A 20,536-nucleotide genomic window follows, 5' to 3' on the forward strand; every position below is an offset into this window, starting at 1 on the left:
CCGGCGCAGCTGCCTACTGCAGCGCCCACTCGAACGCGACGCGCGGGTGCCGAAACTACCGCCGCGGCTCATCGGCCCGCGCCCCAGGTCAAGCGACCGCCTTGGACCTGCACCGGACTGCGCTGGCCTTCCACCTGCAGGCTCCAGTCCAGCAACGCACCCTCGGTGACGCTGGCGGTGTAGGTGCCGCCGCTGCGTTCGACCACGCCGCGTGCGGCGATGCCGCCGGCCGGCGTGGGCACCACGAATGCGGCGCTCGCGCCGTCGGCGAGTTCGAACACACGCAGGGTGACGCCGCGGGCATAGCCGTAGTCCGGCCGTTCAGTCTCGGCACCCCAGGGCAGCACGGTGCCCGGAGCGACGTAAAGCGGCAGGCTCAGGAAGCCATGGGTCTCGCGCACCCACCGGCCACCAGCGCGCTTCTCGCCGCTGAGCAGGTTGGTCCACATGCCGCCACCGAGGTCGGGCAGGTAGAAGTCGACCTCACCGCTGTCGTTGAACACTGGCGCCACCAGCAGGGCTTCGCCCAGGTGGTACTGGCGGTCCAGCGTGGGGCTGGCCGGGTCCTCCGGATGTTCGATGACCATCGCCCGCATCACCGGCACGCCGGTTTCGGTGGCCTCGATCGCCTTGGCGAACAGGTAGGGCATGAGCTGGTGCTTCAGCCGCGTGAACAGCCTGAGCACGTCGCAGCTTTCTTCGTCCACCAGCCAGGGCACGCGGTAGCCGCTGCTGCCGTGCAGGCGGCTGTGCGACGACAGCAGGCCGAACTGGATCCAGCGCTTGTAGACGGCCGGTGGCGGGTTGCCTTCGAAGCCGCCGATGTCATGGCTCCAGAACGCGAAGCCGCAGCTCGTGAGCGACAGGCCGCCGCGCAGGCTTTCGGCCATCGAGCCGAAGGTGGACCAGCAGTCACCGCCCCAGTGCACAGGGAAGCGCTGGCCGCTGGCATAGGTGCTGCGCGCGAAGACCACCGCGTCGGCACCTTTCACTTCACGCAGCAGGTTGAAGACGACTTCGTTGTATTGCAGCGCATAGAGGTTGTGCATCTCCACCGGGTCGGAGCCGTCGTGGTAGACCACACCGGTGTCGGGAATGCGCTCGCCGAAGTCGGTCTTGAAGCAGTCGACGCCCATCGCCAGCATGCGACGCAAGTGGCCTTGGTACCAGGCCACCGCCGCCGGGTTGGTGAAGTCGATGATCGCCATGCCAGGCTGCCAGAGGTCGGTCTGGAAGGTCAGGCCGTTGGCGCGCTTGATGAAATAGCCCTCGCGCACGCCTTCGGCGAACAACGGCGACTGCTGCGCGACGTATGGATTGATCCAGAGGCTGATCTTCAGGCCCTTGGCGCGCAGCCGCGCGAGCATCGCTTCGGGAGCGGGGAAGCCGCGCGAGTCCCACGTGAAGTTCATCCACTCGAATTCGCGCATCCAGAAGCAGTCGAAGTGGAACACCGCCAGCGGCAGGTCGCGCCGCTTCATCTCGTCGATGAAGTGGGTAGCGGTGGCCTCGTCGTATTGCGTCGTGAACGAGGTCGTCATCCACAGGCCGAAGGTCCAGGCGGGCGGCAGAGGCGCGCGGCCGGTGAGGGCGGTGAGCCGCCCCAGCACGTCTTTGGGCGTGGGGCCGGCGAAGACACAGTAGTCCAGGCTCTCGCCTTCGCGGCTGAACTGCACGCGCGTGGTCTTCTCGGTGGCTACCTCGAACGACACCGGACCGGCCTCATTGACCAGTACGCCATAGCCCCGGCTCGACAGGTAGAACGGCACGCTCTTGTAGGCCTGGTCGCAGGCCGTTCCGCCGTCCTTGTTGATGTTCTCGACCACCTGGCCGTTCTTGATGAAGGGCGTGAAGCGCTCGCCCAGGCCGTAGACGCACTCGCCCACCTCCAGCGTGAGCTGCTCGTGCATGAAGTTGCCGCGGCCGGCGTACTGGATGTAGCCGAGGCCGCGCCAATCGCTGCGCGTGAGGACGCGGCTGCCCTCGCGGAAGGTCAGGCACCAGGCATCGCCCTTCTTTACGTCGACCGAGATCGCACCGCTGGTTAGCGTCCAGGCGTCGTCGCTTTCCTCGATGCGCACGGGCACGCGGGTGGCGCCGGGCATTGGCACGTGCAGCCGCGGCGGCTGCGAGGCTGCGTAGTGCTCGACGCTCACGCGGATCACGCCTTCGAGCGGCGAGCTGAGGACCAGTGTCAGCGTCGGTCCGGCCAGCGTGTCGCCGCGGTGCTTGATGGGTTTGTTGGTGGCCAGAACCACCAGACGATCCTCCAGCACTTGCGTGTGATAGTTCTGCGACGCGTAGTGCGCCGTCACACCGGGTTGGAGAAGCCATTGGCCGTCAGTGAACTTCAAGATGATTTATCCATAAATTGATCCGAAAAGTATAAAGTTGCGTGCAAGCCAAGCCAATGGGTTTCGCTAGGGGCTTACACGCATACATTTGTTCGATGCACGAATTTATCATCGACTGGATGAAGACCGAGACTTGCCGGCGCCGCTGCCGAAGAGGGGTGCAACTTGCTGGATGAACTTGGCGCGGCCCGGGGGCATCAGCAAGTTCTGAAGAGCGTCAACAAGATGGCGCTCGTCAGGGCTCTGTGCAGGCACCCCGGTCTGTCGCGCAGTGACCTCGCGACCACGGTGCAACTGACGAAGTCCACTGTCAGCATTCTTGTGCGCGAACTCGTCGAGGAAGGTTGGCTTGTCGAGAGCGAGGTTCTCGCCACGGGTGATCTGGGGCGGCGGCCGACACCGCTGTTCATTGACCCGACCCGGCTCGTGCTCATCGGAGGCGAGGTGGGCATCGACGGTGTGCGCGTGGTGGCAACGTCGTTGACCGGAGAAATTCTTGCCCATGCCCGCTCAGGCTACGGCTCGTCACGCAGCGCCAATGCGTGCATCGGTGTTCTGGCGAGTGCGATGCAGAAGCTTTTGCGGCAGATCGACGTTCGGACCCAACGAGTAGTCGGGATCGGCGTGGGAGTTCCCGGCGGAGTCAGCGAGGCCAACGGCATGTTGCACTTTGCGCCGAACCTGAAATGGAAGGCGGTGCCGGTGATCGAGCTTCTGCGCAAGCGGCTCGAAGGCACGCCGCTGGAATCGGTACCTTTGTGCATTCAGAACGAGGCCGATGTGGCGGCCGTCGGCGAGTTGGAATTCAACCGGGAGCAGGTTGCCGATCCGCTGCTGTACGTCAGCGTCAATCAGGGCGTCGGTGCGGGCGTGATTGTCGACGAGCGGCTGCTCACGGGTCATCGCGGATTCGCCGGCGAGGTCGGTCACATGGTCCTGGACGCCGATGGGCCGCTCTGTTCCTGCGGGCGGCACGGCTGTGCCGAGGCGTTGATCGGCCCACGTTCGATGGCCCCAGGTGTGCCGAACGATCTTGCCTTGAAGCAGGTGCAGCACCTCGTCGCCGCGGGTGACGAGGCGACCCTGGGCGCGGTAGAACGCGCCGGGGCCTACCTGGGCGTCCTGTTGCAGAACCTCGCTGCGGCCTACGACCCCGGGTGCATCGTCTTGGGAGGGGCCCTGGTCGAACTGGGAGATGCGTTCCTGCGCCCGGCGCTGCGCACGCTGGGCGAGTACGCGAGCGCGGCAGGGTTCGCAGCCCCGCAGGTCAGGCTTTCGCGCTATGGCGCCGATGCCGTCGCCTTGGGCGCTGCGGGCCTGGTCCGGTATCGGTTGACACGCACGCTCATCGAGGCGCGATCCGTCGGCGACCGAGAACTGGCCTTGGCGGACGTCGTCTGATGTTCCTCAGCATCAACTTCGGCACGTCGGAGGTGAGGGTGCTCTTGCTGACCGATGCGGGCGAGACTCAGCGGGCCGGCAGTGGTGGCGCGCCGGCGCGGGCCTGTACGCAGATGTGGGCCGCCTGGACGTTCGGTGCTGAAGGACATCCGATGTAGTGAAAATCCTGCCAGCAATTCCCCTTGACGTGTTGTAGATTTATCGAAAAATCAAGCACTGGAAGTTGAGTCAGGAAGTAGGCGTTAGTGAGCGTGTCGGCCATCGTGGTGCCAGGCTCGACACCGAACGATTCCAACTGGTGCACCGAGACCGCTCAAGCGGCACAGCTCGCCGGCTTCACATTAATCAATTGCAACCATGATCCTGCTCCGATTCGCCGCCGCCCTGACCCTGGTCCTGGCTTGCACGTTCGCCCAGGCCGCCGAGGCCGCTGCGCGCACCCACCTTCTGCAGCGCGACGGGCGCCATGCGCTGATGGTCGACGGTGCGCCGTTCACGGTACTCGGCGCCCAGGTTCACAACTCAAGCAACTGGTCCGGCGCGCTGGATCAGGTGTGGCCCGCCGCCAAAGATCTCGGGGCCAACACGGTGGAGGTGCCGATCTCATGGGAGCAAGTCGAGCCGGTCGAGGGCCGCTTCGACTTCTCCTTCCTCGACACGTTGCTGCAGCAGGCGCGCGCGCACCGAATGCGCGTCGTGCTGCTGTGGTTCGGCACGTGGAAGAACACCAGCCCGCAGTACGTCCCGGCGTGGGTGAAGTTCGACAACCGGCGCTTTCCGCGCATGGTGGACCGCGACGGCAAGAACAGCTATTGCCTCTCGCCCTTGGGTGAGCACACGCTGGAAGCCGACAGGAAGGCCTTCGTCGCGCTGATGACGCATCTGAAGAAGGTCGACACCCGCGAGCGCACCGTCATCCTCGTGCAGGTGCAAAACGAGGTCGGGACCTTCGGGACGGTGCGCGATTTCGGAGCGAGGGCGCAGGCGGCGTTCGACCGCGACGTGCCCGCCGCCGTGCTCGCGCGCAAGAAGCCGCCGGTGCCGGGCGCTGCCAGCGGCTCGTGGCGCGCGGTGTACGGCGACTACGCCGACGAGTACTTCCACGCCTGGGCCATCGCCAGCTACATCGAGTTCATCGCGAAGGCCGGGCGCGCCGCTTACGACCTGCCGATGTACGTGAACAACGCGCTGCGCGAGCCGCTCGAGCCGTTGGCGCCGTGGAAGAGCAACTTCGCCTCCGGTGGCCCGACCTACGACGTCATTGACATCTACAAGGCCGCCGCGCCGAGCATCGACATCATCGGGCCGGACCTCTACCAGGCCGAGTCGGACAAGGTCACCGCCAATCTGCAGAAGTTCCAGCGCCCGGACAACGCGCTGTGGGTGCCGGAACTCGGCAACGCCGAGGCCTTCGCGCGTTACGTCTACCAGATTCTTGGGCGAGGGGCGATCGGCGTGGCGCCGTTCGGCATCGACTACTTCGATTACGCGAACTTCCCGCTCGGCGCCAAGCGCAGTGACCGCTCGATGGTCGAGCCCTTCGCCCGCGTGTTCAAGGTCTTTGCGCCCATGCAGCGCCAGTGGGCGCGCTGGGCCTTCGAGGGTCGCACCCGGGGCGTGGCAGAAGGCGACGACCACGGCGACCAGACGATTGTGATGAACGGCTGGATGGCCAAGGTCACCTTCGGGCAATGGATGTTCGGCGAGAGGGAATGGCCGGGCAACGCGAAGGAGGCGCCACCGCACGCCGCGAAGGCCCAGGGCGGCGTAGCGATCGCGCAGATCGCAGAGGACGAGTTCATTCTCGTCGGCCAGTTCGCGCGGGTCCGGCTGGACGATGCCGAGGGCAGCGGCCGGGCCATGATCGACCGCGCCGAGCAGGGCCGCTTCGATGCAAGTGGCCGCTGGGTCATGGAGCGCCGCTGGAACGGCGATCAGGTCGACTGGGGACTGAACTTCACCGGGCGACCGGTGGTGCTCAAGGTGAAGATGGGACGCTACCAGTGATGAAGGGCCTCATAGGTCGTGCAGCGATGGCGGCTGGCATGTCGCTGGCGGCGCTCGTGCTGGGTGGATGCGCCATCAAGCGAGCTCCGGCCGAGCCCGACACACTGGTGCTGTTCGGCAACGGCCAAGCCGCCGGTCTGCGCGTGCAACTGGCCGGCCCGGGCGGTCAGCTCGACCTCGCCGCGGCGTCGGTGTCGATGCCCAACACCGCCAAGGCCGGCGAGCCGGCCAGCGACGCCAACCTGCGCCGAACGCCGCGCCGCGCCGATGCCGACGCGCTCGAACTGCGCTGGCAGAACACCTGGTTCACCAGCCTGCGCCTGGTGGCCGATCGGCCGATGGACCTGCGCCGATGGTTGCCTGATTCCACGCTGGAGGTCGAGGTGAACGTGCTGGATGTCGCCAAGTCGGGCCTCAGTTTCGCGATGGGCTGCGGTCGGGATTGCGGGCGCAAGGTGAACTACGTGTTGCCTTCGCGCGCGCTGCAGGGCCTGGGCTGGCAGCGTCTGTCTTTCGCGCTCACGTGTTTCGAGCGCGACGGCAACGATTTCAGCGCCATCTCGCAGCCCTTCGTCGTCGACACCCACGGCAGCGGTGCGGTCATGGTGTCCAACGTGCGCATCGTTCGTGGCGGCAAGCCCAGCGCTGCGTGCCCGGACTACCGTACCGAGTCGGTCACTCCGGGACCGCTGCTGCAAACCTGGGCGGTGGACTGGTGGATGCGCCGGCACGAGGACAAGCTGCTGGAATTGCGCGCGCTGAAGGCGGCCGGCACACCGCCAAGCATGGTGTTCATCGGTGACTCGATCACCCACGGCTGGGAGAACGTCGGCCGTCCGGTGTGGGACCAGGCCTTTGGCAGGTACCACCCGCTGAATCTCGGGTACGGCGGTGACAGGACCGAAAACGTACTGTGGCGCTTGCAGAATGGCGAGGTCGACGGCATCGCGCCGAAGGTGGCGGTGCTGATGATCGGCACCAACAACACCGGCGACCGGCAAGAGGACCCCAACACTACGGCCGCAGGCATCCGCCGCGTCGTCGAAGAACTACGCAAGCGTCAGCCCGGGACGAAGGTGCTGGTGCTGGCGATTTTCCCGCGCGACGAGCAGCCGAACACGCTGCTGCGGCGCCTGAACAACCGCGTCAACGAGCGGATCGCCGGCCTGCACGACGGCCGCGACGTCTTCTTCCTCGACATCAACGCGTCGCTGATGAACACCGACGGCACCATCGCAAGAGACGTGATGCCCGACCTCTTGCACCTGAGCGAAAAAGGCTACCGGCAGTGGGCACGCGCAATCGTGCCGACGCTGGAGCGCCTGCTCTCCCTTCCATAGCACCACAGAAGTACCCATCCAATGAGCACCAGCACCATTACCGACTCCAAGGCCTTCCCGCCCTCATTCGTCTTCGGCGTTGCGGCCGCCGCCGCGCAGATCGAAGGAGCGGCCTTCACCGACGGCAAAGGCGCCTCGATCTGGGACCACTTCGCCCGCACGCCGGGCAAGGTGGCAAACGGGGACAATCTCGATGTCGCCTGCGATCACTACAACCGTTTTGACGAGGACTTCGCGCTGATGGCCTCGTTGGGAGTGAAGAACTATCGCTTGTCGATCGCCTGGCCGCGCATCTTTCCGAACGGCGACAGTGAGGTCAACGAGGCCGGCCTGGACTTCTATCGCCGGTTGCTCGCCAGCCTGCATCACCATGGCATCACGCCCTGGGTCACGCTCTTCCATTGGGACTTGCCGCAAGCGCTGGAAGAGCGGGGCGGTTGGGTTTCGCGCGCCACCGTCGACGCCTTCGCCGTCTACGCCCAGACCGTGGTCAAGGCGCTCGCAGACCAGGTGAAAAACTGGATCACGCTCAACGAGATCCGCTGCTTCACCCTGCTGGCCTACGGCACCGGCAGCAAAGCGCCAGGCCGCAAGGAAAGCGAGGCTGTGGTGAACCAGACGTATCACCATGCGCTGCTGTGCCATGGGCATGCGGTGCGCGCGGTGCGCGAGTTCGGCGGGCCCGGTGCGCGCGTGGGCCTGACCGACAACTGCGACGTGTGCGTCCCCGTCACCGAGACGCCAGACGACATCGCTGCCGCCAAGGCATGGTTCCTCGACAAGAACCTGCACATCCTCGGCGTGATGCAGGGCAAGAGCGAGGCGCAGGCCTGGATGGCTCGCGCCGGTGCCAATGCGCCCGTAGTGCAACCAGGCGACTTCAACCTGATTGGGCTGCCCACCGACTTCCTCGGCCTGAACGTCTACACCGCCACCTTTGTGCGCGCCGGACGCGACGGCCAGGCCTACGAGGCGCTGCCGCTGCCCGCCAACTACCCGCGCGCCGACAGCCCGTGGCTCAACCTGGTGCCGCAGGCGATCTACTGGGCCACGCGCATGTGCCACGAGCTGTATGGCTACCGCTCGATCTACATCACCGAGAACGGCTGCGGCTACAACCACGAGGATGTGGTGAACGGCGAGGTGATCGACCTGCACCGCCGTGACTTCCTGCGCAACCATCTGCGCGAGGCACACCGCGCCATCGCCGACGGCGTGCCGCTGGATGGCTACTTCCTGTGGTCGTTCATCGACAACTACGAATGGGAAGATGGCTACGAACGACGCTTCGGCATCGTGCACTGCGACTTCGCGACGCAGGTGCGCACGCCCAAGCTGTCGGCGCGCTACTACGCTGACGTGATGCGCACGCGTCGCATCGTCTGATACACAACGCCCATGCCTAAGAACTCCCCTCCCAGCCGCAGGCTGCGTGCCGCGACCCTCAGTGACGTGGGGCGCGAGGCTGGCGTTTCTGCGATGGCCGCATCAGCCGTTCTCAACGGCGCGCAAACCTCGACCCGGATCTCGGACGAAACCCGTGCACGCGTCATCGCGGCCGCCGAGAAGCTGAACTACCGGCCGAACGCGACCGCCCGCGGACTGGCGGTCCAGCGCATGAACACGCTGGGCATGGTGGCGACGCTGCTCGGCGACGAGCCGAACTTGTACTTCCTCGAAGTCTTCAACGGCGTCATGCAAGGCGCGGCCGCGCACGGGCAGACCACTACCGTCTTCACGATGGTCGATTGGGACGTCGCCCGACATCAGGTGCCGAAATTCTGCGACGGGCGCATCGACGGCCTGATCCTGCTGGCGCCGCTGCTGGAAGCCGATGCGGCCGAGTGGCTGCCCCGGCACACGCCGATGGTCTCCGTGCATGCGAACCACGAGATCCCCGGCGTACCCAACCTGGAGTCCGACGACGAAGGTGGCGCGTATCGGGCGGTCCGGCGCTTGCTGGAGTTGGGCCACCGTCGCATCTTGCATGTGGGCGGCCCCATCGGAACGCGAGGCGCCGAGCGTCGCCTCGGCGGCTACTTGCGGGCGCATGCCGAAGCCGGTTTCACGCCGTTGCCCGAATTCGTCATTCGGACTGACTTCACGGTCGAGGGAGGGCGCGATGGGCTCGAGGCTTGGTTGGCGCGCCATGCCGGGCAGCCGCTGCCCGACGCCATATTCGCCGCGAGCGACGCGGTCGCTCTCGGCTGCTTCGACCGCCTGATCGTGCGCGGCCATCGCGTGCCAGCCGATATCTCGCTTGTTGGCTTCGATAACACCTTGCTTGCGCGGGCTGCGCGCTTGTCCACCGTGTCTCAGCCGCTAGGCCAGCTGGGTCGGCAAGCGGTTGACACGCTGATCGGCCTCATCGAAGCAAGACAAGACCAAACTCCCGTACACGTTGCGACTAGCACCGTGCTTCCCACGGTGGTTGTCCCCGGAGCGACGCTGTTCGCACCGCGCACGACCAAGATCACGATTGCCTGACATGTCTGCTATCCCTGCGACTCACATCGCCGCCGCGCCCGCGACCGCGATCGCGCCCGACCGCCTGCCCATGCGCCAGAAGGTGGGTTACGGCCTGGGCTCCATTCTTGACATGTGGGGCCACTGGCTCTACTCATCGCTCGCGTACCAGGTCTTCAACCTCGCCCTGGGGGTGGCACCGGGCCTGATCTCGACGGTGATGATGCTCAAGGTCCTGTTGGACGCGGTCTCGGATGTCTTCTTCGGCTGGCTCTCCGACAACACGCGCACACGCTGGGGCCGACGCCGGCCGTTCATCCTGGTGGGCGGTGTGCTGGCCGGGGTGGGCCTGCCGCTGATGTTCGCCGTCGGGCGCGGCTGGTCTGACATGCAGTATTTCTGGTTCATGCTCGTGTCGCTGCTGCTCTACGTGCCGGTCATGAGCTGCTTCAACATGCCCTGGGTGAGCTTGGGCTCGGAGATGACGCCGGACTATCACGAGCGCACCACCGTCCAGCAAATCAGGGCGGTGGTCCAGAAGCTGCCCGAGCTGGCGATGTTCGGCGCCGCGCAGTTCACGACGCTCGTGATCTTCTACGACGCGAACGGCAAGCCGGACATCTTGAAGGGTGCCCAGGTCTATACGTCGATCCTGGGCGCCATCATGGTCGCCGCGGCGGTCGCGGTGTTCTTCATGGTTCGCGAGCGCTACTACGCGACGGTCGTCGTCGCGCACGGCAGCAAGGTGCCGATTCGCGACACCTTGTACCGCACCTTGAAAAATCGGCACTTCCGAATTCTGCTGACCGCGATGATGGCCTATGGCATGGCCACGGCGATGGTCTCGGTGCTGGGCTACTACACCACGATCTACCACGTCTGCGGCGGCGACCTGACGCTGGCCGGGCAGTGGAACACGGCAATGGGTGTGGCGGGCATGGTGTTCGGCTTTGCTGGCATCCCGTTCTTCGGCGCCATCGCCAAACGAAAGGGCAAGCGCGCCGCACTCATCACCGTCCTGATCGGTGCTGTCGCGGCCTTCATCGGCGACTGGTGGTTCTACAACCCCGCGTTTCCGGCGCTGCAACTGCTCGCCTGCGGCTTCGTCGCCTTCACCGGCGCCGGCTTCTGGACGATCTACGGCTCGGCCCTCGCCGACGTGATGGACGACGACGAGTTGGAAACGGGCCAGCGGCGCGAGGGTTCGTTCTCGGCCTGCCAATCGTGGATCACGAAGGCCGGCATGGCCATCGGCAACGGCGCCTCCGGCTGGATCCTGCAGTTCACCGGCTTCGACTCCAAGCTGCCGATTCAAGACGAAAGCGTGATCCTCGTCATCCGCTTGCTGCTGTCGGGCATCCCGGTCATCGGCCTCGTCATCGCGCTGATCGTCGTGCTGCGCATGCGTCTCGACGAGAAGCGCATGGGGGAGATCCGCGTCCAGCTCGAAAGCCGCCGGGGGACTGTCTGACCATGAGCGACCTCTCGTCCACGCGCCGTCGGTTCTTCGCATCGGCGGCCTTCGTCTCCACCGGTGCTGCTGGGCTGACCGCACAGGCGGCGCCACGCCTTGCGGGTCCCGCCGCACCTGCCGAGCCGATCTTCGGCCTCGGGTTCGAAGGCCAGCGCAAGGCCGATCTGGGCAACGGCACCTTCCGCAATCCGATCGTGCCCGGCGACCATGCCGACCCGACGATCTTGAAGGATGGTGCGGGCTACTACATGACGTTCTCGTCGTTCCAGTTCTATCCGGGCGCGGTGATCTGGCAATCGCGGGACCTGGTGAACTGGGCGCCCGTCGGCCCCGCGCTGCACAAGAACATCGGCACCGTGTGGGCCATGGATCTGGTGAAACACGAGGGACGCTACTTCATCTACATCCCCGTCCTGCAACCGCAGCGGATGGCCGTCTACGTCGTGCACGCCGACAGCATTCACGGGCCCTGGAGCGACCCGATCGACCTCGGGCTCGACGGCTGCATCGACCCGGGCCATGTTGTGGGTGAAGACGGCAAGCGCTACTTGTTCGTCAACGGCGTGCGCCGCATTGGACTCACCGATGACGGGCTGGCCACCGTGGGCCAAGTCGAACACGCACACACGCCTTGGCAGTACCCCAAGGACTGGGTGGTGGAGATGTTCGCGCCCGAGGGCCCGAAGCTGCTGCGCCATGGCGAGTACTTCTACATGATCGCCGCCGTGGGCGGCACCGCGGGACCAGCTACCAGCCACATGGTGACGGTGGCGCGTTCGCGCTCTATCCACGGACCGTGGCAAGACTGCCCGTTCAACCCGATCGTGCGCACCAAGAGCGCCGCCGAGCCGTGGTGGTCACGCGGCCATGCGTCGGTGGTCGAGGGCCCGGCGGGCGACTGGTGGATGGTCTACCACGGCTACGAAAGCGGCTACCGCACGCTCGGGCGCCAGGTGCTGCTCGATCCAGTCGAATGGACTGCCGACGGCTGGCTGCGCGCCAAGGGCGGCACGCTGGACCGCCCGTTGCCCAAGCCCAGGGGCGGACAGGCGAGCCCCGCGGGGTTCCCCCTGAGCGACGACTTCACGCAAGCCCGATTCGGCACCCAGTGGGCCATCTTCCGACCGACCGGTGACGAAAGTGGCCGCGCGCGCCTAGATGGCGGCGGACTGGTGCTGCGTGCCAAGGGCAAGTCGCTGGCCGAATGCTCGCCGCTGGTCTGCACCGTGGGCGACCGCCATTACGAGGCCGAGGTCGAGCTGGAGGTGGGCGAGGGCGCGCAAGGTGGCGTGGCACTGTTCTACGACGACCGTGGCCACCTTGGGCTGGGGTTTGGTGGCGGCACCATGTTCATCCACCACTACGGCCAAGAACAGAGCTGGGCGCGGGAGAAGGCGCCAGCGCGCCGCTACCGGCTGAAGCTGCGCAACGTCGCGCACGACGTCACCTTCTACTACGCGCTGGACAACGGCCCGTGGGTCAAGCAGGGCTGGGAGCGCGAGGTCTCGGGCTATCACCAGAACGTGTTCGGCGGCTTCCTCGCGTTGCGACTGGCGCTGTACGCGGCCGGTAGCGGCGAGGTTCGCTTTCGCAATTTCCAATACCGGGGGCTGCCGGGATGAAGGGAGTTGCCACCGAAGTTGATCGTCGTCGTGACCTCGGCGCCATGGCGGACACGGCTTCGCACCTCCATTCCCAAAACCTGGAGACATAGCACCATGAACCCCATCATCCGCACGCGGCGCCAGTGCCTCGCCGCCGCCCTGGGCATGGCTGCCGCGCTGGCGGGGTGTGCCACGCCACCTGGCGACCCGGTTGCCGCTGCCTCGACGCGCACCGTCTCGAGCACGAACAAGGATCTTGCACAGGCCATGTCGCCGGGCATCAACCTGGGCAACACGCTGGAGGCCCTCCCGACCGAGACCTCGTGGGGCAACCCACCCACCGCTCAGAAAGTCATGGATGCGTACAAGGCCGCCGGTTTCAACAGCGTGCGCATTCCTGTGGCCTGGCTCGCCCATGCGGATGCCCAGGACCGCATCGACCCGGCCTGGATCGCCCGCGTCAAGCAGGTCGTGGACCACGCTCGTCGCGCTGGCCTGTACGTGATGATCAACACACACTGGGACGGCGGCTGGCTGAATCACACGACCTACGACAAACAGGCCGCGCTGAATGCGCGGCTCGCCCGCCTATGGACACAGATCGCCAACGCGTTCAAAGACTACGACGAGCACCTCCTGTTCGCCGGCACCAATGAGGTCGGCATGGAAAACCTGTTCACGCCGCCGACCGACGAGTACGCCGCGGTGCAGAACAGCTTCAACCAGACCTTCGTTACCACCGTGCGCGCCACCGGCGGCAACAACGCGAAGCGGCACCTCGTCGTGCAGGGCTACAACACCAATATCGACCACACGCTCAAGCACGCGGTACTGCCCAAGGACACCATCGCTGACCGGCTGATGATGGAGGTTCACTACTACGACCCGTACGACTTCGCACTCAACAGGGACAGCAAGATCTGGCAATGGGGCGCCATTGCCAAGGATCCTGCCGCGACCCAGACGTGGGCCGACGAGCCCTGGGTCGAGAAGCAGTTCAGCGCGATGCAGAAACGCTTCGTCGATCGGGGCGTGCCGGTTCTGGTCGGTGAGTACGGCGCGTATCCAAAGCAGCAGTTCCCCGGCATGAAGCCCTACGTCGACTACTGGATCCGGCACGTCACGGGTTCGATGCGCAAGCACGGGCTGGTGCCGATGTGGTGGGACACCGGTGCCTTGATCGACCGCAGCACCGGCGCTCAGAAAGAACCGGATGTGATCCGGGCGATCGTCGAGTCCGGCCGCTGAGCGAGGGATTTCTTTGGCCGTCGACTCGAGTCGCGGGCCGTGTGAAGCCGTGCGAGTATGAAGTAAGTGTGAGAGTCGCGGCGCTACCTGGGCCGACGTTGGTCGGTCGTCGAATGCAAAGAGGTTCGTCTTGAAAGCAACTACAGGAACTGGAATTTCGACAAGGCGTTCTGCCGACCCTGGCAGCCCTGCGCGTGCCTGCATGGGTGACCGGATCAAGTCCTTCACCAGCGGCGGCAACGACGACGCCGGTGCGGCGGCGGTGATGCGGGACAGTGCGTGCAAGCGGCTTGCAGCCGCATGCGCCAGCGTCTTGCTGGTGTGTGCCGGCGGTGCTTGGGCCGAGGCCGACACGGACCTGGTCATGCTGCCTGCGCCCCCGGGCGCGTGGCGGACCTTTGTCGGCCACTGGGAAAGCCAGGCCGAACTCACCGGCGCGTCCGTGGTGGTGGCAACGCCCACGGCCGAATACGCCCGCTACAGCCACCTGGGCGCGAGCGCTGGCGGCACCGCCGGCCAGCGCGAGACGCTGCTGCTCGACTGGAGTGGGCTCTGGTCGTCCTGGCTGCGCATCGAAAGCCCGCAGCCGATGGACTTGCGGCCCTGGCTCGGCGGCACGCTGGAACTCGACCTGCACGTTGCTGACCTGGCCAAGGGCGGCGTGAAGATCAAGCTCTCGTGTGGAAACGGCTGCGAACGCGCCGTGGTGCTGGACCAGGCGCGTGCCATGGAGGGCAAAGGGTGGCAGCACGTGGCGCTCGCATTGAACTGCTTCGTGCGCGATGGCGCCGATTTCTCGGAGGTGACGATGCCCTTCATGCTCGAAGGCTCAGGCAGCGGGCGTGTCAGCGTGGCGAACCTGCGCATCACGCGCGGCGGCAAGCCCAACACCGCCTGTCCCGACTACCGCACCGAATCGATTACCCCGGCGATGCAGAACCAGCCCTGGGCCGTGGATTGGTGGCTGCCGACCCACCAGAAGCGGCTGGACGAAGCGCGTGCGATCCTGGCTGCTGGGCACCGCCCTGAACTCCTCTTCATCGGCGACTCCATCACCCAGGGTTGGGGCGACGTAGGCCGCGAGGTCTGGCAGCGCCACTATGACAAGGTCCACGCCGTCAATCTGGGCATCGGCGGCGACCGTACCGAGAACGTGCTGTGGCGATTGCAGCACGGCGCACTCGACGGCCAGGCGCCGAAGGTGACGGTGCTGATGATCGGCACCAACAACACCGGCCATCGGGCCGAGAACCCCGAAACCACGGCAGCGGGGGTCAAACGCCTGCTCGATGAGATTCGCCAGCGCCTGCCCGGCACCCAGGTGCTGCTGCTGGCCATCTTCCCGCGCGGCGAGAAGCCCGGCGACTTGCTTCGCGGCATCAACGAGCGCGTGAACAAGATCCTCGCGGGCTACGCCGATGGCCGCACGGTGCACTACCTCGACATCAACGCGGCGCTGCTCGAAGACAACGGAACGCTGTCGCGCGACGTGATGCCCGACTACCTGCATCCCAACGCGACCGGCTACGCCATATGGCAACGCGAGATGGACCCCACGCTGCAGAAGCTTCTGAACCCGGTTCGATGAACACCTTCATCATGCACAGACACCGAAGACATGACCCTTGATGCCGAGCACCTCTGACGGGTGAGGACGGCCCGCGCAGCGCCGCCTACGAGCCGCTGCGCGCGATCAGTCGGGCCAGGAAGTCGCCGTGGCTGGGAGTGTTCAGCACCGTGCGACGAATCGCTTCGTGCACTCCCGCCAAGTGCTGTTTCACGATGGCGGCATCCACCCGATCGACGTACGGGTCGTAGTGCTCCGGCATGATGCCCAGGCCGAACAGGATCGAAGCCCATGAGGGCACGCCGAAGCCTTCGGGCTCGATGATGGCCACGCGAGCGGTGCTGCGAAACAGCTCGATCTGATGGGCCAGGTCGTCCGGAATCGGCATCTCGGCGCAGTAACGCCAGAACGCGCTGTCGCGGCGCTCGCCGAGCTTGTAGTGCAGGATGATGAAGTCGCGCACCGACTCGTAGCGATATGCCATCTGCCGATTGAACTCCGCCGCCAGCGCAGGCGCGAAATGGCGATCTGGCATCAGTGCCGTCAGACGGCTGACTCCGTCCATGATGAGCTGGATGCTGGTGGACTCCAGCGGTTCCAGAAATCCCGAGGACAGACCGATGGCCACCACGTTCTTCGTCCAGCCCTCGCGCCGCCGGCCAGTCGTGAAGCGCAGCGGGCGCGGTTCGTCCAGTGCCGGGCCATCCAGGCCACTGAGCAGCGTGCTCGCGGCTTCGTCGTCGCTCACGTGTGCGCTGCAGTACACCAGGCCGTTGCCGGTGCGGTGCTGCAGCGGGATGCGCCACTGCCAGCCGGCTGCTTTGGCGCTGGAGGTGGTGTAGGGCGTCATCGGGTCCACGCGCTCGCAGGGTACCGCCAGTGCTCGGTCACAGGGTAGCCAGTGGCTCCAGTCTTCGTAACGTGAATTCATCACGCCGCCGATCAGCAGCGCGCGAAAGCCCGAGCAGTCGATGAACAGGTCACCGTCGATGCGGCGGCCGTCGCGCAGATGAAGTGCAGCCACGAAGCCGTCGTCCGGGCGCGTCTCGACATTGACGATGGTGCCCTCGATTCGCTGTGCGCCATGCTTCAGTGCGTAGTCCCGCAGGTAGGCACCGTAGAGCGCAGCGTCGAAGTGATAGGCGTATTTGTATGCATTGGCGGGCGAGGGCTCGCCGTCTTGCGGCAAGGCGAAACGCCCATGGCGCGCCATCACCGTGGCGGTGGACCACTCTTCGTACGATGGCAGATTGGGCTCGGTGGCGCGCAGCCGCAGCCAGTACATCCACAACGGGCGGTTGTGGATCGTCGGGCCGAAGTCGCCGAAGCCATGGAAGAAGCGGTGGCCGATGCGACCCCAGTCCTTGAACTCGATGCCCAGCTTGAAGCTTGCGCGTGTCTTTTGCACGAACTCCGCCTCGTCGAGGCCGAGCATCTGGTTGTAGAAGGCGATGGTTGGAAGTGTGGCTTCGCCGACACCGACGGTGCCGATCTCGGGCGACTCCACAACGACCACCTCGCAGGGCTGCGCAGCCGGTCCGCACAGCATGCGTGCTAGCGGGGCAGCCGTGATCCAACCCGCGGATCCTCCGCCAACGATCACTACTTTGCGCAATGCGCTGCCGTTCACGAAGTGTCCTTTCTTGATCGACCGCAACCATGCACCTGTCCAGTCGACACCGGCTTAGGTGTTTCCACCGTTTTAATTAGTTTGGCGTGCAAATTAATATGGCTTCGCTCGGTCTGACCGACGTCGAGCGTGTCGTCGTGAAGCATTCAAGGCGGCACAGGCGGGAAATGGAGACACCGCAATGCATGGCGCATGACCATGCAAAAGTGGAAAGCATCCCGAGCGGAGTACGGCCTGCCGTGCAGGTCTGACAAGGAGAACGAGATGAGACAAATCGAGTGCGCAATGCGCATGTTCCTGGTGGCCGCAACCTGTGGCCTTCTGCTCGCCGCGTGCGGCGGCAGTGGTGGGGGTGGCAACTCAGAGGGCCGCCTGCAGACCATCAACTTTCAGTATCCGGGCGGAAACACGCTGCTGAACGGGCCCACGGTCTTGCATGCGACGGCCACGTCGGGCTTGCCCGTGACATTCAGCTCGAGTACGCCAACCACCTGCACCGTGTCGGGTGACCAGCTGACCCTGGTGGCGGCGGGCGAGTGCCTGGTCGTTGCCAATCAAGGCGGCGGTTCGGCAGCGAACGGTGTGCAATGGGCGGCTGCCGATCGCGTCAGCCAGCTGTTCAACGTGCTCAGGCACGCACAGACGGCAGTGCTGCCGATGGCTGCTGTGTTTCGGGGTACAAGCGAAACGGTCGCGTTGTCAGCCGTCACCGATGCTGGTCTTGCCGCGAGCTATGCATCGCGCTCGCCGGCGGTGTGCGCGGTCAGTGGCACCGTTCTGACAGTGACGGGCCTGGGGCTGTGCGACCTGATGGTCACAGCGCCGGCAGATGCTAACTATTCGGCACTGGCGAGTGGAGCGTCATTTCCGGTCGATAGCCAACCGCCTTTCGTGGCTCGGTCCTTGGGTGTGGTTCAGCGCGTAGCGCTTGCCACGGTCGATACCGACGGGCAGGCCCTGAGCTATACGTCCACGACGCCGACGGTCTGTACGGTGTCCGGGAGCGACCTGCAGCTGCTCGCCAAAGGCAGCTGCCAGGTTTCGGCGACTGGATCGGGCGGTTCGCTAGCGAGCTATTCAGTATCGATTGATCCGCGCTTCTATTCGACTGGCTTCAATTTAACGTTAAATCAAACCGCGGAGTACGGCGAACTCAACTTAACCGCGGGTAGCGCTGTGGACGGTTGGTGGTGCGGCGGCTCGACGCCGTCCAATTGCAATCTGACCGTGCTTCCTTTCATGGCGGTGGGTGCGTACGACATCAAGCCGCTGAAAACCAATCCGAACTGGGGTGCGGACAGCGTCATCGACGGGGCCTACTACGCCCTGCAGGTCGGAGCGCCCCGCACCCGTGTGCTCAATGCGAGTGGCGCCTTTGATCACTACGACCTGACGCCGTTCGAGGCGCTGACGGAGACCACCTTGTTCGTCAACTACGGCGTCGACCCCACGCTGTACGCCACGGGCGGAAGGGTGTTCGTGAGGATCCAGACGGGCCATGCGGTGCCCAAATCCGATGGCAGCGGCAACTGCTACGTGACCGTTTCTCAACTGCCCGAGATGGCGAGCGCGGACCTGACCGGGCGTCTGCTGCAGCTCAGCGACTTTGCAGTGACGGACAACTGTGGCCTGCCCGACATGCCGAAGACCGAGGGCTGGATGTTCAATTGGGGCGTGACGGCCGAGTCGAAGGCGGCGGCTCTGGCCGAAATCAGGACGTATGGCATTCGGCTGCTGGAGTTCTCACCGAACTCGATGAACCTCACCACGTCGGCGCCCAGGGCAGACGGCACGATTCCGGCGAAGACGGATGCGGACTACACGCTCACCAACGACATCGCGATCTTCGGCCCCATCACCGTTCAGTAAGCCGCGCATGCATGCACACGGTCGTCTCCGCTGCTGTCGTCGGGGCTGGTGGCCAACAGGGCTTCGCCATGTTCCATCCGGCTCCGCAAACGGGAAGAGATGTTGCGGGCCTGCCGGTGGGTTCTTCCCGTTGCACCGGCGGGCGACCGGTGTCTGAAATGCATTCACTCCTTAGCGAATCGAACCATGAGTAAGTATTTTTCTGGCACTGAGCCCATTCAGTTCCGCGGCGCCAGCAGCAACGACCCCTTGTCATTCCGGCACTACGACAAGAACCGCGTGGTTCTGGGCAAGCGCATGGAAGACCACCTGCGCTTCGCCGTGTGCTACTGGCACAACTTCGTCTGGACCGGCCTGGATCCGTTCGGCGGCGCCACCTTCGAGCGGCCCTGGTTCCAGGGCGGCAGCCCGATGGAGCTGGCTGCCATGAAGGCCGAGGCGGCGTTCGAGTTCTTCAGCAAACTGGGCGCCCCGTACTACTGCTTCCACGACCGCGACGTGGCCCCTGAAGGTGCCACGCCGCGCGAGAGCCACGAGAACTTCCGGCGCGTCGTCGCGCTGCTCGGCGAACACCAGCAGCGCACCGGCATGAAGCTGCTGTGGGGCACGGCCAACCTGTTCAGCCACCGCCGCTTCATGGCCGGAGCGTCCACCAACCCGGACCCGGAGATCTTCACGCTGGCGGCGCTGCAGGTGCGTGACGCGATGAACGCCACGCTGGAACTCGGCGGTGAGAACTACGTGCTGTGGGGCGGGCGCGAAGGCTACGAGACGCTGCTCAACACGAACATGGGTCAGGAGCTCGATCAGATGGGGCGCTTCCTGAACATGGTCGTCGAGCACAAGCACAAGATCGGCTTCAAGGGCGCAATCCTCATTGAGCCGAAGCCGCGCGAGCCTTCGAAGCACCAATACGACTTCGACGTCGCCACGGTCTACGGCTTCCTGACGCGCTACGGCCTGGAGAAGGAAGTCAAGGTCAACATCGAAGCCAACCACGCCACGCTGTCGGGCCACAGCTTCGAGCACGAGATCGCCACGGCGGCGGCGCTCGGCATCCTGGGCAGCATCGACATGAACCGGGGCGATGCGCAACTGGGTTGGGACACCGACCAGTTCCCGAACAACTTGCCCGAACTCGCGCTGGCGATGTACCACATCGTCAAGGCCGGCGGCCTGGGCACCGGCGGGCTCAACTTCGATGCGAAGGTGCGCCGCCAATCGCTCGACCCCGAGGACATGTTCCATGGCCACGTCGGTGCCATGGACCTGTGTGCTCAGGCGCTGCTGGCGGCCGAGAGGATCGTCGCCGATGGCGAACTGGATCGACTGCTGGAGGGCCGCTACCAGGGCTGGGTCGCACCGCGTGGGCAGGACATCCTCGCGGGCCGCGTCCCGCTGCACGACCTCGCTGAGGCTGCACTCGCACGCAACAAGGATGTGGCGCCCGTTTCGGGTCGCCAGGAGTACCTCGAGAACCTGATCAATCGCATCGTCGCGGCCTGACCGGCGACGAAAAAAACCCGAGGCGGCCAGTGATGCCGCCTCTTCACAGCCAGTGACCTGAGGTCCTGGT

General features: G+C 65.4%; 14 protein-coding genes. 12 read left to right on the forward strand and 2 right to left on the reverse strand.

All coding sequences use genetic code 11. From position 1 onward, the window contains the following. Positions 1 to 68 precede the first annotated feature (68 nt). Positions 69 to 2,354, reverse strand: coding sequence for an alpha-xylosidase (yicI, locus tag AC1DYS_RS25580; protein ID WP_477904383.1), 2,286 nt, complete (start codon positions 2,352 to 2,354; stop codon positions 69 to 71). Between the two features lie 165 nt (positions 2,355 to 2,519). Between yicI and AC1DYS_RS25585 the strand changes: the two genes are divergently transcribed. The 10 genes from AC1DYS_RS25585 to AC1DYS_RS25630 all read left to right on the forward strand — a co-directional run bounded on the left by AC1DYS_RS25585 (position 2,520) and on the right by AC1DYS_RS25630 (position 15,482). Further along, the gene (locus AC1DYS_RS25585; protein ID WP_477904384.1) at positions 2,520 to 3,755 is read left to right on the forward strand and encodes an ROK family protein; all 1,236 of its coding nucleotides are present in this window, start codon (positions 2,520 to 2,522) and stop codon (positions 3,753 to 3,755) included. Beyond that, a complete protein-coding gene (locus AC1DYS_RS25590) occupies positions 3,755 to 3,913 on the forward strand; it encodes a hypothetical protein (RefSeq protein WP_477904385.1) in 159 nt (52 codons plus the stop codon). Before AC1DYS_RS25585 ends, AC1DYS_RS25590 begins: the two co-directional genes overlap by 1 nt. Positions 3,914 to 4,112: 199 nt before the next feature. Then, on the forward strand, positions 4,113 to 5,762 hold the full coding sequence (locus AC1DYS_RS25595; protein ID WP_477904386.1) for a DUF5597 domain-containing protein: 1,650 nt from the start codon (positions 4,113 to 4,115) through the stop codon (positions 5,760 to 5,762). Beyond that, complete coding sequence (locus AC1DYS_RS25600; protein WP_477904387.1) at positions 5,762 to 7,102, forward strand: GDSL-type esterase/lipase family protein; 1,341 nt, start codon at positions 5,762 to 5,764, stop codon at positions 7,100 to 7,102. The genes AC1DYS_RS25595 and AC1DYS_RS25600 overlap by 1 nt, the downstream gene beginning before the upstream one ends. A gap of 21 nt (positions 7,103 to 7,123) precedes the next feature. Continuing rightward, positions 7,124 to 8,488 carry a GH1 family beta-glucosidase gene (locus AC1DYS_RS25605; protein ID WP_477904388.1) on the forward strand — a complete coding sequence of 455 codons (1,365 nt, stop codon included), beginning with the start codon at positions 7,124 to 7,126 and terminating at the stop codon, positions 8,486 to 8,488. Between the two features lie 12 nt (positions 8,489 to 8,500). Continuing rightward, positions 8,501 to 9,589, forward strand: a complete 1,089-nt coding sequence (locus tag AC1DYS_RS25610) for a LacI family DNA-binding transcriptional regulator (protein WP_477904389.1) — start codon at positions 8,501 to 8,503, stop codon at positions 9,587 to 9,589. 1 nt (position 9,590) lies between these two features. Then, entirely contained in the window at positions 9,591 to 11,039 is a 1,449-nt protein-coding gene (locus AC1DYS_RS25615) for an MFS transporter (protein WP_477904390.1), read from the forward strand. A gap of 2 nt (positions 11,040 to 11,041) precedes the next feature. After that, the gene (locus tag AC1DYS_RS25620; protein WP_477904391.1) at positions 11,042 to 12,664 is read left to right on the forward strand and encodes a family 43 glycosylhydrolase; all 1,623 of its coding nucleotides are present in this window, start codon (positions 11,042 to 11,044) and stop codon (positions 12,662 to 12,664) included. Positions 12,665 to 12,760: 96 nt separating this feature from the next. Next, positions 12,761 to 13,894 (forward strand): glycoside hydrolase family 5 protein, encoded by a 1,134-nt coding sequence (locus AC1DYS_RS25625; protein WP_477904392.1) that lies wholly within the window; start codon positions 12,761 to 12,763, stop codon positions 13,892 to 13,894. Between the two features lie 202 nt (positions 13,895 to 14,096). After that, complete coding sequence (locus AC1DYS_RS25630; protein ID WP_477904393.1) at positions 14,097 to 15,482, forward strand: GDSL-type esterase/lipase family protein; 1,386 nt, start codon at positions 14,097 to 14,099, stop codon at positions 15,480 to 15,482. 85 nt (positions 15,483 to 15,567) lie between these two features. On the opposite strand, the gene AC1DYS_RS25635 is transcribed toward AC1DYS_RS25630, so the two are convergent. Next, the gene (locus AC1DYS_RS25635; RefSeq protein ID WP_477904394.1) at positions 15,568 to 17,091 is read right to left on the reverse strand and encodes a tryptophan halogenase family protein; all 1,524 of its coding nucleotides are present in this window, start codon (positions 17,089 to 17,091) and stop codon (positions 15,568 to 15,570) included. Between the two features lie 192 nt (positions 17,092 to 17,283). Between AC1DYS_RS25635 and AC1DYS_RS25640 the strand changes: the two genes are divergently transcribed. Further along, the gene (locus AC1DYS_RS25640; protein ID WP_477904395.1) at positions 17,284 to 18,960 is read left to right on the forward strand and encodes a hypothetical protein; all 1,677 of its coding nucleotides are present in this window, start codon (positions 17,284 to 17,286) and stop codon (positions 18,958 to 18,960) included. Positions 18,961 to 19,146: 186 nt separating this feature from the next. Then, complete coding sequence (gene xylA / locus AC1DYS_RS25645; RefSeq protein WP_477904396.1) at positions 19,147 to 20,466, forward strand: xylose isomerase; 1,320 nt, start codon at positions 19,147 to 19,149, stop codon at positions 20,464 to 20,466. Positions 20,467 to 20,536: the final 70 nt, after the last annotated feature.

It is taken from the genome of Rhizobacter sp. P2_G4 (assembly GCF_056403575.1).